General features: G+C 68.3%; 16 protein-coding genes and 1 tRNA gene. 12 read left to right on the top strand and 5 right to left on the bottom strand.

Features of this window, described 5'->3' with window-relative positions; translation table 11 throughout:
* Positions 1–53: 53 nt before the first annotated feature.
* Positions 54–758, bottom strand: a complete 705-nt coding sequence (locus tag DV707_RS13765) for a riboflavin synthase (RefSeq protein ID WP_103992866.1) — start codon at positions 756–758, stop codon at positions 54–56.
* A gap of 141 nt (positions 759–899) precedes the next feature.
* Here DV707_RS13765 and DV707_RS13760 point away from each other — a divergent pair, with 141 nt between their 5' ends.
* From DV707_RS13760 to DV707_RS13745, 4 genes are all read left to right on the top strand, one after another.
* Positions 900–1,598, top strand: coding sequence for a DUF7114 family protein (locus tag DV707_RS13760; protein ID WP_103992865.1), 699 nt, complete (start codon positions 900–902; stop codon positions 1,596–1,598).
* A gap of 93 nt (positions 1,599–1,691) precedes the next feature.
* Positions 1,692–1,763 (top strand) — tRNA-Thr (locus tag DV707_RS13755).
* A gap of 358 nt (positions 1,764–2,121) precedes the next feature.
* Complete coding sequence (locus DV707_RS13750; protein WP_103992864.1) at positions 2,122–2,403, top strand: ribbon-helix-helix domain-containing protein; 282 nt, start codon at positions 2,122–2,124, stop codon at positions 2,401–2,403.
* Positions 2,396–2,677 carry a type II toxin-antitoxin system RelE family toxin gene (locus tag DV707_RS13745; protein ID WP_103992863.1) on the top strand — a complete coding sequence of 94 codons (282 nt, stop codon included), beginning with the start codon at positions 2,396–2,398 and terminating at the stop codon, positions 2,675–2,677. The genes DV707_RS13750 and DV707_RS13745 overlap by 8 nt, the downstream gene beginning before the upstream one ends.
* 249 nt (positions 2,678–2,926) lie before the next feature.
* Here DV707_RS13745 and DV707_RS13740 read toward each other — a convergent pair whose 3' ends face one another.
* The 3 genes from DV707_RS13740 to DV707_RS13730 form a co-directional block, all read right to left on the bottom strand.
* A complete protein-coding gene (locus DV707_RS13740) occupies positions 2,927–3,577 on the bottom strand; it encodes a DUF502 domain-containing protein (RefSeq protein WP_103992862.1) in 651 nt (216 codons plus the stop codon).
* A 94-nt stretch (positions 3,578–3,671) separates the two neighbouring features.
* A complete protein-coding gene (locus DV707_RS13735) occupies positions 3,672–4,187 on the bottom strand; it encodes a DUF21 domain-containing protein (protein WP_103992861.1) in 516 nt (171 codons plus the stop codon).
* Positions 4,188–4,861: 674 nt separating this feature from the next.
* Complete coding sequence (locus DV707_RS13730; protein ID WP_200820949.1) at positions 4,862–5,485, bottom strand: metal-dependent hydrolase; 624 nt, start codon at positions 5,483–5,485, stop codon at positions 4,862–4,864.
* Between the two features lie 168 nt (positions 5,486–5,653).
* Between DV707_RS13730 and DV707_RS13725 the strand changes: the two genes are divergently transcribed.
* The 8 genes from DV707_RS13725 (at position 5,654) to DV707_RS13690 (ending at position 15,383) form a co-directional block, all read left to right on the top strand.
* The gene (locus tag DV707_RS13725; protein WP_170216850.1) at positions 5,654–6,268 is read left to right on the top strand and encodes a hypothetical protein; all 615 of its coding nucleotides are present in this window, start codon (positions 5,654–5,656) and stop codon (positions 6,266–6,268) included.
* Positions 6,269–6,484: 216 nt separating this feature from the next.
* Positions 6,485–6,913, top strand: a complete 429-nt coding sequence (locus tag DV707_RS13720) for an NUDIX hydrolase (RefSeq protein ID WP_103992860.1) — start codon at positions 6,485–6,487, stop codon at positions 6,911–6,913.
* 200 nt (positions 6,914–7,113) lie between these two features.
* Positions 7,114–9,468 (top strand): DNA mismatch repair endonuclease MutL, encoded by a 2,355-nt coding sequence (mutL, locus tag DV707_RS13715; RefSeq protein ID WP_103992906.1) that lies wholly within the window; start codon positions 7,114–7,116, stop codon positions 9,466–9,468.
* Positions 9,469–9,637: 169 nt separating this feature from the next.
* Positions 9,638–11,950 carry a tubulin-like doman-containing protein gene (locus DV707_RS13710; protein WP_103992859.1) on the top strand — a complete coding sequence of 771 codons (2,313 nt, stop codon included), beginning with the start codon at positions 9,638–9,640 and terminating at the stop codon, positions 11,948–11,950.
* A gap of 116 nt (positions 11,951–12,066) precedes the next feature.
* A complete protein-coding gene (kdgK1, locus tag DV707_RS13705; RefSeq protein ID WP_103992858.1) occupies positions 12,067–13,026 on the top strand; it encodes a bifunctional 2-dehydro-3-deoxygluconokinase/2-dehydro-3-deoxygalactonokinase in 960 nt (319 codons plus the stop codon).
* 13 nt (positions 13,027–13,039) lie between these two features.
* Entirely contained in the window at positions 13,040–13,723 is a 684-nt protein-coding gene (locus DV707_RS13700; protein WP_103992905.1) for a DUF6663 family protein, read from the top strand.
* Between the two features lie 130 nt (positions 13,724–13,853).
* On the top strand, positions 13,854–14,798 hold the full coding sequence (locus tag DV707_RS13695; protein WP_103992857.1) for an NAD-dependent epimerase/dehydratase family protein: 945 nt from the start codon (positions 13,854–13,856) through the stop codon (positions 14,796–14,798).
* A gap of 156 nt (positions 14,799–14,954) precedes the next feature.
* Positions 14,955–15,383, top strand: a complete 429-nt coding sequence (locus DV707_RS13690; RefSeq protein WP_103992856.1) for a CopG family ribbon-helix-helix protein — start codon at positions 14,955–14,957, stop codon at positions 15,381–15,383.
* Between the two features lie 93 nt (positions 15,384–15,476).
* On the opposite strand, the gene DV707_RS13685 is transcribed toward DV707_RS13690, so the two are convergent.
* Entirely contained in the window at positions 15,477–15,974 is a 498-nt protein-coding gene (locus DV707_RS13685) for a zinc ribbon domain-containing protein (protein WP_103992855.1), read from the bottom strand.
* Positions 15,975–16,002 lie beyond the last annotated feature (28 nt).

Raw genomic sequence — 16,002 nt, 5'->3', positions numbered from 1 at the left:
GTCAGGTGACGCGACGCTTCGAGTGACCCAGCAGCGATACGGTCGGACGCCCGCTAGCCCTGCTCGATCGCGTCGCGGTAGCCGGCGACCATCTGCTCGACGTACTTCGCGACGACGTCGACCTCGAGGTGCACCGGGTCGCCCACGTCTTTCTCCGAGAGCGTCGTCAGGTCGTACGTCGTCGGGATGATCGCGACGGTGAAGCGATCCGTCCCGCGGTCGGCGACGGTGAGGCTGATGCCGTCGAGCGTGACCGACCCCTTTCCGACGACGTACTGCTTCACCGCCGGCGGCAGCGCGAACTCGAAGAACCAGTCGTCGCCGACGCGCTCGATCTCCGTCACCTCGGTCGTGGTGTCCACGTGCCCCTGCACGAGATGACCGTCGAACCGGCCGTCCGCGGCGAGCGCGCGTTCGAGGTTCACCCGATCGCCCGCCTCGACCGCTCCGAGGTAGGTCTTCTCGACGGTCTCGCTCGCGAGGAACACCTCGAACTCCGGGACCGGGTCGGTTCGGAACGCCTCGACGGTCAGACAGACGCCGTTGACGGCGATCGACTGGCCGTGGTGGAGGTCGTCGTAGGCGACTCCCGCCTCTGGGTCGCCGGCACCGCCGGCGTCGGGTGCATCCTCTCTCCCCTCGGAGGTGGCGTCCGCCGCGGACCCGTGTCCGCCGACCTCGATGCGGAGCCGCCGGCCCCCCTCGTCGTCACTCGTCTCGACGACCTTCCCCGTCGTCTCGACGATTCCGGTGAACATACCCACGCATTCGTCCCAGTTCTGAAAAACGTCTCGAACGCGAGCATCGTCGTGGGGGGCCGCGAGTCCCGCGCTCGCGGTCGCATCCGCGCGGACGGGGTTTCCAAAGGTCTTTGCCGCTCCCGTCGCTAGGAAGTGTCGATGGACGACGCCGTGCGGGTCCGCGACGCCGCGCAGGAGGCGGTCGAAGACGTCGAACCCGACCGGCTCCGGGAGGTACTGTTCGAGCGCCTCTCCGACGCGCCGATGACGCCGGCCGTGTTGGCGCTTCTGAGCGCTCGCGCACCCGAAACCGGAGTTGACACCGATGCCGACGGCCTCGCAGAGCGTGCTGCCGGCGTACAGTTGATCTACGAGGGCCTTCGGCTCACTCGCACGCTGGCCCACGAGGAACCCTGGACGCGCATTGCCGACGGCGACGCTACCGGCGACATCGCCGCCGACCTCGACGTCCTCGCCGCCGACGTGTTCGTCTCGCGCGGTTTCTACCTGCTCGCGCGGACCGACGCCGCCGGGCGAGCGGTCGACGTCGTCCGCGCCTTCGGACGGGACCAGACGCTCAGACGCGGCGAGGGTGCCGACGTCGACTCCCTCGATCGGAACCTCGAATCCGACGTCTTCGCGCTCGCCGTCGTCGCGGGGACGACCGCCGTCGGCGCGACGCCCTCGCCCGCCCTGCTGGAGTACGCGGCCGAACTGGGCCGCGACTGCGACGCCGACGGGGAGCTACAGCCCGCGGATGCGGCGTTCTCGGAGGCGACCGCCGAGCGCCTCGCGTCGCTGTCGGCCGTCGGAAGCGGCTCTGACGACAGAGTGCCGTCGTCGGCGACGGACTCGTGACCGAATAACGGCTCCCGGGCGGCGGCGCGCTCGGCGGAAACTGCCGCCGCGAATCGAAACCCCTAAAGACGAATCCGCGCTACGGAGAACTGCGCCTGGGTAGCTTAGCGGTAAAGCGCGTCCTTGGTAAGGACGAGACCCCGGGTTCAAATCCCGGCCTAGGCTCTTTCCGCCGTACACTCCTCGTACGCACACTTTTCCGGCTACACTCGTCTGAACGAAACCCGTTCAAGATTCGCTTCTCTCGCTAAACAGGGCATCCCTCGCCGTAATGGATTCGATGAATTATCAGGAGATACAAACTAATTCACAGACTGCGGTGGGATGGACCCCGAAATCGACCGGGGGCGCGTCCCCTCAATGGGATATCGCGGATTTCGCTAATCCACGCTCGCAGGACGGACGATGAACCGTAGTCAGGAATGTGATAGAAATGCTCCTCGATGCGGCTATCCACGACGAGTACGCGGTGAGTGATGTTCCGCCGAAACGACTATTGGTAAGACCAGCGTATTACGTCTATATGTCCGAAGCGGCTACGGACGACGACGGCGGGGACGATATCGCCACGGTGAATTTCAAACTCACCGAGTCGTTCCTCGAACAGATAGACGATACGTGGCAGGGACGCGGGTTCAACAGCCGAAGCGAGTTCATCCGGTACACGCTTCGGGACGCCGTCGAGTTCCCGACGTTCGACCGCGACGAACTCGTCGCCCTGCTCGAAGCCGAGGAGGACATCCGCGAGGGACGAACGACGAGCGCCGAGGAAGCCCGCGAGCGGTTCGGCACGAGCGATGAGTGACGACGGGTGGACGTGGGAACTCTCCTCGACCGCCGAAGACGACCTCGACGGACTGTCCCCCGCCGACCAAGACCGGATACTCGACAAGCTCGATGAAATCGTCTCCTCGCCGTGGCGCGACCCGCCGGACTACGGTGAGCCGCTCCAGAACGGCCCGTACAAGAAGATACGCGTCGGGGAGTTCCGGCTCTCAGTGAGCTTCCGGCAGGACGACGGGCGGCTCGTCGTCGCACGTATCAAGCGTCGGGGCGGCGCGTACACCGCTGACGACTGAGTGAGTGACAAAAGGCCCTCGATGCGGCGAGATACGGGTGGAGGATTCGGTGGGGCTGGCCCCAGTTGTCGTCGGTCGTGAACCACATCGGTTCTCCTCGGGCCACTCCTGAAGGCCACAGAATTGCGGAAGATCTTCGCTAGGAGTGCCCCTTTGCCCCGTGAGTTACCGAGTTTCGAGCCCAAGCCCGCTCGTCGTGGACTCCCCGTCCTGCGGTCAGAAACACGCGTATTTAGCCGTGTGGAGGTATCAATCCGCAGATTCGTCGAGTCTCGGGAGCGTCGTGGGCTTCTCGTCCGCTCCGATCCCGCTCGTGACGATGAGCCGCATCCCTCGGCGGACGCTCATGTCGACCTCGTGGATCTGATCGTCCGGGAGGAGTACCAACCGTCCGGCCGTCGGGTTCGGACTGTGCGGGAGAAACACGTTGTACAGTCGCTCGCCTGCGACGTCCTCGGCGACGGTGGGGCTCTCGCCAGTGACGAGACCGATAGAGTAGACGTCTTTCCGCGGGTATTCGACGAGCACGACGCTTTCGTACGCCGTATCCCGATCGACGAGCGAGTTGGCGACCTGCCGCACGCCCACGTAGATCGTACTGACGAGGGGAATCACGTTCACGATCCGACCGAGATTGCCGAACATCTCCCGTCCGACGCGTTGCTTGGCGAGATAGCCCAGGACCGTGATCGATCCCAGGATCACGACGACGGCGAGGACCTGGGCGACGACCTCGATGTTCGCCGTGTACTGCGTGAGGCGAGTCTCTCGGACGACTGGGTTGACGAACTGGAGCGACCAGTTGACGAGGATCCGAAGAACGTACAGCGTGACGACCAGGGGCGTGATCAGAATCAATCCCGCGAAGAAGCTGCTCTTGACTGCGGTTGACAGTTTCATAACGACTGCAAACACGGGAGGAACAAAACCGTTCACCGACCGCGCTCGAAACGCTCCGGAAGGGCAGCACGTCCTGACGGACGAGCGGCGGCGCTCACTCCTCGACGTGCGTCTTCTCGATCGCGGACTCGCCGCCAATCGCGGCGTTCAGGTGACGGGTGATCCAGTCGAAGAGCACCACGAGCGGGAGGAGGACCCGACCGACCAGCGCGATCGGCCGGGCCACCCTGAGCGCCCACTCCTCGGCGTGGCCCAGTCCGTAGGACTTCGGGACGATCTCGCCGAATATCAGCACGACGGTGCTGGCGACGACGGTCGAGGCCGTCACGGCGACGCCGGCCGGCAGGTGTTCGGTCAGAAGCAGCGTGGTGATGCTCGCGATCGCGACGTTGACGACGTTGTTCCCGACCAGAAGCGTCACCAGCAGTCTGTGGGGATCGCCTCGGAGTCCCTGCAGCGTCGCGAACCGCCCGTCGGCCGCCGGATCCGCCGCCGCGAACCACTCCTCGGGAAGGGTGAAGATCGCCGTCTCGCTGCTCGAAAAGAACGCGCTCACTCCGATCAGGACGACGATCGCGCCGACGGTGAGACCGATAGAGACGAGTACCATACGGACCCGCACTCACGCCGGTGGCAAAGGTCCCACCCTTGCGTCTCCCCAGCGATCACCACTGGGTCCACTGGGTTCACTAGGCCCACTAGATCCACCGGGACGACCACAGGCCTCTCCGGAGTGATCTGACTGGCTGTGGCGGCGACGCGGCCGATAGCCCGGAGTCCGACATCACTCCCGATTGTGACAGTTCCGAATAAGTAGTCTCGTCCCGTCGCACCGCGAGGCCCGCGGCCGGCCGACCGTCAACGCGACCGTTCGCAGTTTACGCAGAGCGCCCCCTCGACGGCCTCCTCCGGAACGACCGCACCACAGCGGCGACACCGGAACCGACTGTGCGTGTATTGCGTGTGTGAATCGATACGTGAACGTCCACTGTTATCTGTCATAACTTTCTATACTGGATACTACTTCAAAAATTTTCTGGATGTATGTGTTTATATCGTTTTCACCGGCGTCCGTGTGGGCACAGCAGGAAGTCGCCACGCGCGACGTCGATCGCCGGACGATAGAGGCGATTCGGAGTCGACCGAGACGGTTCGAGAATACCGAGGCGTACAGGAGGGATTCTGGGCGATTCAAAATCCGCTCCAACACGCTATCTCCTACGACGAGCCGTTCACCGTAGACGCGGCGCCGGCCGACCACATCGTCCCGTCGCCGCTGGCGGGCTACCGGAAGTCCTCGACGAACCGGGCGGGCAGTCGGTCGACGAACTGGGAGGGAAGCGCGTCGACGAGCTTCTGGGTGACGATCACCATCGGCTTGCGCACGAGGACGTACAGCGCGGAGACGGCGAGGGCGGCGAGGACGGCCGTCTGCGCGAGACCGTCGAGGACGTACACCGAGGGGGCGGCGAACGCGGTCGCCACGAACAGGTCTTCCGGCGCGCCGTCGTAGCGGACCCAGCGTCGGGGGCGGATCCAGCGGCGGTGATAGTGGCTGTAGACCGCGCGTTCGGAGGTGCCGAGCCACGGTTTCAGCTCCAGGCCGCCGCCGAGGGCGTCCATCGCGGAGTGCAGCGCCGCCGCCGCGAGAAAGAGCGCGGCGGCGACGGTGACCGCCGTGGGGACGGCGACGGCCACGAGGGCGGCCCCGACGGCCGCGGCGCTGAAGTACACCGGAAAGTGCAACGTCCGGCGGTGTCCGGCGTAGAGGTCGAAGTCCGGAAACAACCCGCCGAGAGCGGCCGCCGCGACGGGTATCACGGACGTTCCCGCGGCGCTCCCCGGAAAGAGGACGCCCGCGAGCACTGCGAGCACGACGCCGGCCAGCGCGTGCGTAGTTGCCATCATCACCGGGTCGTACGCCGATGAACGGTATGACCGTTGCGTGTGTCTCGGTACCACTGCTGCCGGTGGGCGATCGATACCGCTCGGACCGCGTGCGACGATATCCCGATTCGGCCCCGAACGTCGGGGCGACACTGCGACCTTTTTTTCGTCGCCGGTCTATCGTCCGATATGCGGCGGCCGATCCGGTCGGTGAACGCCCGCTCGATCGCCAGCGCGATGCGGATGAGCATCGCGGTCGTCCTCGGCGTCGGAATCGCGACGCTGAATGTGAGCGTCGTCGTCAACGCGGTGCTCGCACTCGGAGTCACGTATCTGCCCGCCGTGCTGCGTCGCGACTGGGACCTCCGCCTCTCGCCGGAACTGACCCTCGTCGTGACGCTCGCGGTGCTTCTGCACACGGTCGGGATGGTCGGCCTCTACGAGCACCTCTGGTGGTACGACCACCTGACGCACACCCTCTCGGCCGCGATCGTTGCTGCCGTTGGCTACGCGGCCACACGTGCGCTCGACCGCTACTCGGAGGCGGTGTCGTTCCCGCCGCGGTTCCTCTCGGTGTTCATCCTGCTGTTCACGCTCGCGCTCGGCGTCCTCTGGGAGGTCCTCGAGTTCCTCGCGCGTATTGCCGCGTCGACCGTCGGCGTCGAGGCCGTCCTCGTCCAGTACGGACTCGAGGACACGATCTTGGACCTCGTCTTCGATACGGTCGGCGCGGTTCTGGTCGCGCTGTTCGGCACGCGACGGCTCTCCGGGCTCGTCGACGCGTTCCACGATCGGCTCTCGTAGCGTCGGACGCCGCTTCCGATCGCTCGGACCGGTAACGATTAGGCCCTGTCCGGTCCAGTTACACCCACACTCAATGTGTCCGAACGAGCGCGCGTCCCGTTCTCCGGACGCCCGTGCTGGCGGCGAGACACGCCGTGGCCCGCTGATCCTCTCCCGTCGTATGCGGGAATCGACCGCCCCCGGTCGAGCGCCGCCGCCCACGCGCGGGGTGGGCCGATGACCGAGGAGCACCTCCAGGCGACGATCAGCCTCCGCGGCGTGCTGTTCGCGCCCTGCGGCGACGTGCTCGTCGTCCGACGCGCCAGCGACGGCGGCTGGGAGCTCCCCGGTGGACGGCTCGGCCCACACGAGGACGCGCCCGACGGCGTCCGTCGGGAGATCACAGAGGAGACCGGCATCGACGCCCGGGTCGGCCGGCCGATCCACGCGGTGTCGTGGCGGAACGAGGGCGACAGCGGACGGTTCGCGGTCTACTACTGGTGTGAGGCGACCGGTGATCTCGACGTCCGTGACGGCGACGACCCGGTCACGCTCAGCCACGAGCACACCGACTACGCGTGGCTCCCGCCCGAATCGGCGAGCGACCGCCTGAGCGACGTCCAGGAGCGGGCCGTCGACGTCGCGACCGAGGTGTACGAGCCGTGAGCGGGGACGGGGCACCGACGGACGCCGACCGCGAGGACGAATCGCCGGCGGGTGGGGATCACGCGGAGGAATCGCCGGCGGGTGAGGACAGTGCCGGAGACACGCTGACGGACGAAGACAGTCCCGGGGATACGCCGGCGGACGAGGATAGTACCGGGGACACGCCAGAGGAATGGAACCGGCCGACCGGGACGCCGACCATCCGCGAACTCGACGACCGGACGGTCCGACAGATCGCCGCCGGCGAAGTGGTCGAACGCCCCGCCTCGGTCGTCAAGGAACTCGTCGAGAACAGCCTCGACGCCGACGCCGACCGGATCTCGGTCGCCGTCGACGCCGGCGGTACGGAGGGCGTCCGCGTCCGGGACGACGGCGTCGGAATGGACCGCGAGTCGGCCGAACGCGCGGTCGAAGAGCACACCACCAGCAAGATCGACGGCATCGACGACCTCGAGGCGGGCGTCGGCACGCTGGGCTTCCGCGGCGAGGCGCTGCACACCATCGGTGCCGTCTCCCGGCTCACGATCCGGACGAAACCCCGAGCGCGCCCGGGCGACGGTGGGAACCGCGAAACGCGCGGCGGCGACGCCTCCGGCACCGAAATCCGAATCGAGGGCGGCGAGGTGACCGCCGTCGGGGCCGCGGGCTGCCCCGAGGGGACGGTCGTCGAGGTCGAGGACCTCTTCTTCAACACGCCCGCCCGCAAGAAGTTCCTGAAGACGACCGCGACGGAGTTCGACCACGTCAACACGGTCGTCACGCACTACGCGCTCGCGAACCCCGACGTCGCCATCTCGCTGGAACACGACGGCCGCGAGGTGTTCGCCACCGAGGGCCGCGGGAGCCTCCGGTCGGCGGTGCTGTCGGTGTACGGCCGCGAGGTGGCCGAGTCGATGATCGAAGTCGACGCCGAACCCGACTCGACGGACGCGACGGCGACCGTCGAGCGCGTGCGAGGCCTGGTCAGCCACCCCGAGACGACCCGAAGCACCCGCGAGTACCTCTCGACGTTCGTCAACGGCCGGTACGTCACCGACGGCGTTCTCCGGGAGGCCGTCCTCGACGCCTACGGCGGGCAGTTGGCGAGCGACCGCTACCCGTTCGCCGTGCTGTTCGTCGACGTCCCCGCCGGCACCGTGGACGTGAACGTCCACCCGCGGAAGATGGAGATCCGATTCGACGACGAATCGGGCGTCCGGACGGCCGTCACCGACGCCGTACGGACCGCGCTGCTCGACGAGGGACTGATTCGATCGACTGCGCCGCGGGGCCGCTCGGCACCGGACGAGACCGAGGTCCGGCCGGAGTCGCCGACTTCGGAGGTCCGCGGCGGCGCGGGGCACGGTCCCCCACCGGCGACCGCCGACGGTGATGCCGCGGCCGACTCGGACGACGTGGCCGACTCGGACGCCGCGGCAGACCCCGACGCGGACGGCGAGGGATCTCTGGCCGAGCCGGAGTCCGGGAGTCGGGAACGCGGGCCCGCGACCGGCGTGGATCCGACGGACGACGACGCCTGGACGGTCGACGGACTCGGCGGCGAGCGCAGCGACCCGACGGCGGAGTCGGCGTCGGAGGAGACCGATCTGTCCGGCAACGGCTCTGATTCCGACTGGTCCGGCAACGGCTCCGGTTCCGACCTGTCGCCGGGACTGGACGCGGACCGCTCCGCCGGATCGAAGTCCGGGGCGGCCGACGCTGAGGCGTCGTCGCCGTCTACCGCCCGCGACGACCCGGATTCGAGGTCGTCCAGCGACCGGCGACAGCCCCCCGAAAAGCCCCCGAACGCCGAGGGGCGATCGACCTCTGAAGCGCCCGCAGCCGACGGTGCCGACGGTCGGGCTCGGTCGGGAGGACAGGGAGAATCGCCCCGGGGGTCGCGGCCGACGGGTATCGTCGGCCCGACCGTCCAGCGCGACCTGCGGGGCGAGTCGGCGACGCTGGAGCCGCGGTTCGACTCCCTGCCCTCGATGCGGATCCTCGGGCAGTTACACGACACCTACGTCGTCGCCGAGGCCGACTCGGGGCTGATCCTCGTCGACCAGCACGCCGCGGACGAGCGGGTGAACTACGAGCGCCTGCGGGCCGAACTCGACGGCGACGTCGTCACGCAGGCGTTGGCGGAGCCGGTGGAACTCGAACTCACCGCCCGAGAGGCGGCGTTGTTCGACGCCTACGAGGAGGCGCTCTCGGATCTGGGGTTCCGCTCCGAGCGCGTCGACGACCGAACGGTCGCGGTCCGGTCGGTGCCGGCGGTCTTCGCCGAGGCGCTGGACCCGCAACTGGTCCGAGACGTCCTCTCGGCGTTCGTCGCCGAGGGCGACGGCGGGGCCGAGACGGTCGAGGCGGTCGCCGACGACCTCCTCGCGGACCTCGCGTGTTACCCCTCCGTCACCGGGAACACCTCGCTCACCGAGGGCTCGGTCGTGGAACTCCTCGAAGCGCTCGACGACTGCGAGAACCCCTACGCCTGCCCGCACGGTCGCCCGGTGGTCATCCACATCGACGGCGACGAGATCGGAGATCGGTTCGAGCGGGACTACCCGGGGCACTGATCGGCCGTCCGACCGCCGGGTCGCCGCGCGGCCTCGACCTCGACGTCCCGTCGGATCGCACGGTTACGCCCCGATATCCGATCCGATGCCTGACTGTCCGGTTCGCTATCCGAGATATTGATTTATACCTGACAGGAACGCTTATTGACCTGTTCTCGTATGGACCGGTATGCCGAACGGCGGACGACCGCTCTCGCCTCCGCCGGCGGGAGCGGTGACGGTGATCGGCCTCGGAAGCGCCGGCTGTCGAATGCTCTCGGCCGTCGAGGACGCCGTCGATCGATACGAACCCGACCCGGCGTTCTCCTACGTCGCGATCGACTCCAGCGTCCCCGACCTCGACGCGAACGCGTCGGCGGAGGCCAGGAAGATCCACCTGGACGCACCGACGAGCCGCTTTTCGGACGACCGCGAGAAACTCGACTATCTCGACGTGTCGGCCGAACTAGCGTACGACGGCGGGACGACCCGTCGGCGCCCCGTCGGTCGCTACTGCGTCGACAACGCCGAGAGCGTCGATCCGTTCGTCGAGGAGCTCTCGGGCGTACTCGGCGCCGGATCGGAACGGGTCGAGGGGCACCCGGAGGCCCATCACGTCTGGCTTCTCAGTTCGCTCGGCGGCGGCACCGGGAGCGGACTCATCCCCCTGCTGGCCGGCCTCGTCGACACGCTCTCGCCACAGGCGGCTACTTTCGGGATCGGGTCCGTGCCGCGACTGGACGGGCTTGAGTCCACCAGTTCCGTCCCGCCGGGCGATTCGACCCTCTACTACAACGCCTACGCCGCCCTGCGCGAGCTCCGCGTCCTGCTCGGCCTCGGCGACGGCGATCCGTATCCGCTCGAACTCGAACTCCAGTCGGACCCTCGATCCGTCGAGTCGGATTCGCTCGCGCTCGAAGGGAGTCCGATCGACGCCTACGGCCTCATCGGGACGGATCAGGCGGCGGTCGCGGACGACGCCTACATCCGGACGCGGAACCGGATCGCGGCGGATCTGATCGTCGATTCGGCCGTCGAGACCGACCTCGTCGCCAGCCGACCGGCGGGCGGGTGGACGAACGACACCACGCTGTTCTCGCTCGACGGGGGCGGGTTCAGCGCGCCCGTCGACGACCTCCGCGAGTTCTACGAGACGGCGGCGGAACGCGAGGAGACCGACGCGGCGATCGGACGGAAGGAGACGCGTCACTCCTCGGTTGAGGATGCCCTCCGCGGGGCCCGTGCCGTTCTCGATCGGGAGTCCGTCGCGGCACTGTCCGACGGCGAGGCGGACGACCTCCCGGTCTCACCGGAGGCGTTCGCGCGCGTCCGAGACGAGGCCGCTTCGATCGATCTGGTCCACCTCGACGAGCCGAAACTCGATTCGACCGTCGAGTCCGCGGCCGAGGAGACCGATCCGATCGGATCGATCGACGACGAGGCCCTAACCACCTACCTCCTCACGGGGCAACTGAAACGACGAGCCGAGGACGTGGTGCACTCGCATCCGTTTCCCGAAGCGGTCGAGGCCCTGGCCGACGAGGTCCGCGACCGCATCGACGACCCGGTTCCGGGGGCAGACGCTGACCCCGTGACGCGGTGGGAGCAGACGCTCGAACCGCTCCTCCGACAGCGCCGGCGGACGATCGAGCGCGCCGTCGACCGTACGCTGCCCGTTCGGGTGTTCCACCGCCGCGAGCAGAAGTCGCGACTGGAACGGATCCGGGAGCGACACGCCGAACTCCGTGAGCTGAAGGACGAGTACGAGCGGCTCCGGGAGGTTCGGTCGCTGGTCGTCGAGCGCCACGAGCGGGCGGGCGAGGACCTCCGGGCCGAGCGGGACCGTCTCGAAGCGGAGGTGAGAGAGCTTCGCGAGGAGCGAACCGAACTCTCCGAGCGGCGGGACCGGCTCGGACGGCGACTCGACGCGCTCGAAGACGCGCTCGCCGATCCGTCGTCCGGGCAGTACTCGACGCTCCCGGTGGCAGCCCCCGAAAACGCCGACCCCGACGCGGTGCTGTCGGCCGACTCCCTCCGCGACCTCGTCGGCGCCGACGTCGTCGCGGGCGTCGCGGTCACAGACGCGCTGGAGGAGACGGTGGCCCGACTCGGTGAGTCGGTTTCCGACCGCGATCCGGTCGCAGTGGACCCGGATACCCACCGGCGACTCGCGCTGTCTGTCTCCGACCCCGACGGTGAGTTGATCGGGATCGCCGACGACGAAGTGACGGTTGCCGGATTCGGGTCACCCGATCCGACGCCGTTCGAACGGCTCGACGACGTCTCCGGCGTCCCACACGGCGAGCCCTTCTCGGTCCACGCGGTCGCGACGTACGCCCCGATCGCACTCGAGAACACCAGCGAGTTCGGAGTCGTCCACGAGTGGTACACCGATCCCGACCGCGACGCGGGTGCCCTCTTCGATCGGGCTGACGCGGAGGAGCGGATCGCGCGGTGCTTCGCGTATCCCGAACTGCTCGCGGCGGACGCGCCCGACGACTAGATCGGCGTTTCTGCCGCGCCGTTCGGCCGGTACCGAAGGTGAACGCCGCCCACCGCGACCACCGCGACCCTCCGGCGATAATCGCAATTATGTACTCCCTGACTCAAGAGGGGAGTATGACCGACATCGTGACCTTCGGCGAGACGATGCTCAGGCTCTCGCCGCCCCGGGGCGAACGACTCGAACGGACGTCCGAACTCGGCGTCCGGACGGGGGGCGCAGAGAGCAACGTCGCCGTGGCGGCCGCCCGCCTCGGCCGCGACGCGACCTGGATCTCGAAGCTGCCGGACTCGGCGCTCGGGCGCCGGATCGTCTCGGAACTGCGGAGCCACGGGGTACGCATGGACGTCGCGTGGGACGGTTCCGACGACGCGCGGCTGGGGACGTACTACCTCGAACACGGCGGGGAACCGCGCGGGACCGACGTGATCTACGACCGGGCCGACGCCTCGGTGACGACGGCGACCCCCGGGGAGCTCCCGGCCGGCGCGCTCGACGACGCGAGCGTCTTCTACACGAGCGGCATCACGCCGGCGCTCTCGCAGACGCTCGGGGAGACGACCGAGGCGCTGCTCCGGGCGGCCCAGGAGAGGGGGACGACCACGGCGTTCGACCTGAACTACCGGGGGAAGCTCTGGTCGCCGATGGAGGCCGGCGAGCGTTACGAGTCGCTGTTCCCGCACGTGGACGTGCTCGTCGCCGCCGAGCGCGACGCGGCGACCTGTCTCGGCCGCGAGGGCGACGCCGTGGAGGTGGCGAACGGCCTCCTCCGTGACTTCGACTTCGAGACGGTCGTCCTCACGCGCGGCGAGAGCGGCTCTCTCGCGGTCCACGACGGCGAGGTGTACGAACAGGACGTCTACGACGCCGAGACGTTCGATCCGATCGGGACGGGCGACGCGTTCGTCGGCGGCTTCCTCGCGAAGCGACTCGACGGCGGCGACGTCTCCGACGCGCTCGCCTACGGCGCGGCGACCGCGTCGCTGAAGCGCACCGTCGACGGCGACCTGGCCGTCGTCACGGCCGAGGAAGTCGACGCCGTCGTCGAACGGAACGCCGGCGGGATCTCGCGGTGACGCCGTCGTGGCGATGACCCCGACGACGACCGGCCGCTACCGCGTGCTCGGGCGACCGCGTGATCCGGACGAACTCCTGCTCGTCTCGGTCGCCGACGCGGCGGACACCGCGCCCCCGACCGCTGAGAACCCGTCCCCGGCGGCGGACGGCGAAGCCGATTCGACCTTCGACCCGGCGTACGTCGGGACGGCGGGCTACGAGGGCGAACTCGCCGATGCCGTCGACTCGCTTTCGGCCGGCAACCTGATCGACGCGACGCTCGCGTGGGCCGACGGCGACCCCCGCTTCGAGTCCGTCGACGTCGTCGCCGAGAGCGCCTTCGAGTTCTACGACGGCGTCACCGGCATCTTCGAGGCCGCCAAGGGGGCGTGGATGGTCGCCGAGGCGGACAACGCGGCGATGAACGGCCGCGTGACGAAGAACACCGACGGCGAACCCAACGGCGCGCTGTACGTGTTCGCGAAGCAGTCCGGCGCTCGGGACCTCTTCGAGGAGTTCCGGACCGGCGTGACGCCGATCGACCCGCTCGTCCGGCGCGCCGACGAGGCCGAGTCGGTTCCGCCGGAGGCCGAGCAACCCCGCGCGGTGTTCGTGTTGCGGCCGGTCGACGAGCCGTTCGTCGTCGTCTACGTGGTGTTCCGGCGCGACGGCGTGCTGGCGGAGACGATCCGCTCGACGTACGACGGACCGGACTGAGACGGAGCCCCCCTTCGCCCGTCACCGATTCTGTTCGTCCCGGTGGACCGCTACCGGGGAGTCACTCCCGGGTTCTCACCGCGCTGTGACCCATCGCAACCTCTTTTTCCGCACATCGAGGATACCGCGTATGGAACTGACCGACCAGCGCGTCCTCGTCACGGGCGGGGCCGGACTCATCGGGTCGCACCTCGCCGAACGACTCAGCGCCGACAACGACGTCGTCGTCGCCGACGACCTCTCGAAGGGGACCCGAGACCGCGTGCCCGACGGCGTCGAGTTCGCCGAGGCCGATCTGACCGACCCCGCGGACGTCGAAGCGGTCGTGACCCCCGACGTCGACGTCGTCTTCCACCTCGCGGCGTACACGGACACGAACTACGACCGGCCGCGACAGCTGTTCGAGGAGAACTCCGAGATGACGTACAACCTGCTCGAACGGATGGACGACGTCGGCGTCGAGGACTTCGTGTTCACCTCCTCGTCGACGGTCTACGGCGAGGCGCCGCGCCCGACGCCCGAAGACTACGCCCCGCTCGAACCGATCTCGATCTACGGCGCCTCGAAACTGACCGACGAGGCGCTCCTGTCGACGTACGCGCACTCCTACGGGATGACGGTCTGGTGCTTCCGGTTCGCGAACATCGTCGGGCCGAAGCAACGCGGGAACGTCATCCCGGACTTCATCGAGAAGCTCCTCGACGATCCCGAGACGCTCGAGATCCTCGGCGACGGACGCCAGGAGAAGTCCTACCTCCACGTCACCGAGTGCGTCGACGCGATCTGTCACGTCGTCGAGCACGCCGACGAGCCGCTGAACACGTACAACCTGGGCACGCGGACGACCACCTCGGTCAACCGCATCGCCGACATCGTCGCCGACGAACTCGGGCTCGATCCCGAGTACACCTACACCGGCGGCGACCGCGGGTGGACCGGCGACGTGCCGAAGATGCGGCTCTCCATCGAGAAGCTCGCCGCGCTCGGGTGGGAGCCGACCCAGTCCAGCGACGAGGCGGTCCGCCGCGCGACGGCGGAACTGGCGGCGGAACTCCGGGCCGCCCACGACGAGTAGCGTTCGATCCGCCCGCGATGAGTAGCTTCAGTCCGCTCGCGACGAGTAGGTTCGATCCGCCCGCGACGAGTGATCCCGGTGCGTTCTCCGGTCCGCGTCGACCGTTCGCGGTCACCGTTGCAAGGGATTAATATCCATCCGGGGTTGAGTTAATATATGACTGTCGTCAGCGTCTCGATGCCCGAAGCGTTGGTCGAACGCATCGACTCCTTCGCCGAGGAACACGGCTACACCGGCCGGAGTGAGGTCGTCCGGGAGGCCTCCCGGAACCTCCTGGGTGAGTTCGAGGACAAGCGACTGGAGGAACGCGATCTCATGGCCGTCGTCACCGTCGTCTTCGATTACGAGACCACGAACGTCGAAGAGCGGATGATGAAACTCCGCCACGAGTACGAGTCGCTCGTCGCCTCGAACTTCCACAGCCACGTCGGAGAGCACCGCTGTATGGAACTGTTCGTCCTCGAGGGGCGTCTCGAAGACATCTCGACGTTCGTCGGCAAGATCCGCGCGACGAAGGACACGCTCAGCGTCGACTACTCGGTGATGCCGGTCGACGAGTTCAGCGGCTTCGACGTCGAGGAGTGATTCGGACGAGGAGCGCTAGCGCTCGCCGAGCGTACCCCGACTCCGGCGATCCTCAGGGGAAGCCCCGATCCTCCGCACGGCCGCCTTGGGCGGTCACTCGTCTCCCCTGCCGTCGGCGTCCAGTCGCGTCGTGCACCACGGGCAGAAATCCAGGTCCGGGTCCAACTCCTTCCCGCAGTCCGGGCAGGTTTCGGGGTCCGACGAGAGCGACGGCCCGTCCGGTCCAACGGTGGGCGTTGCGCCGATCACCGTCTCTTTCCCGTTCCCGTCCTGATTCGCGCCCGTATCCGCCGTCCCTGTCGCGGCCCCGCTGCGCGCTTGCTGCTGCCGGCGGCGGGCGAGGACGTACGCGTCGGCGATGCTCGCGATGCCCACCGCGAAGACGGGCGCCAGATCCATCGGATCGCTCCCCGTTCCCGACAGCAGCGCCTGTGCGGCCTCGGGCGGAACGAACAGGAACGACGCGACGACGGCCGCCGCAAACCACGCGAGCCCCCGCCGCCAGCGCCGCAGATAGAAGTGCCCGAGCCCGGTGGCGAGCGTCCCGAGGAGCGCCGCGAGCCACGGTCGCTTCCCCCGCTTCCGATCCATATTCCCTACTTCGGACGCCCCCGATTAG

Source organism: Halobellus limi (genome assembly GCF_004799685.1).
GTDB lineage: Archaea > Halobacteriota > Halobacteria > Halobacteriales > Haloferacaceae > Haloquadratum > Haloquadratum limi.
The sequence above is the reverse complement of the archived record's forward strand: the minus strand, read 5'-3'. Positions and strand labels throughout refer to the sequence as shown.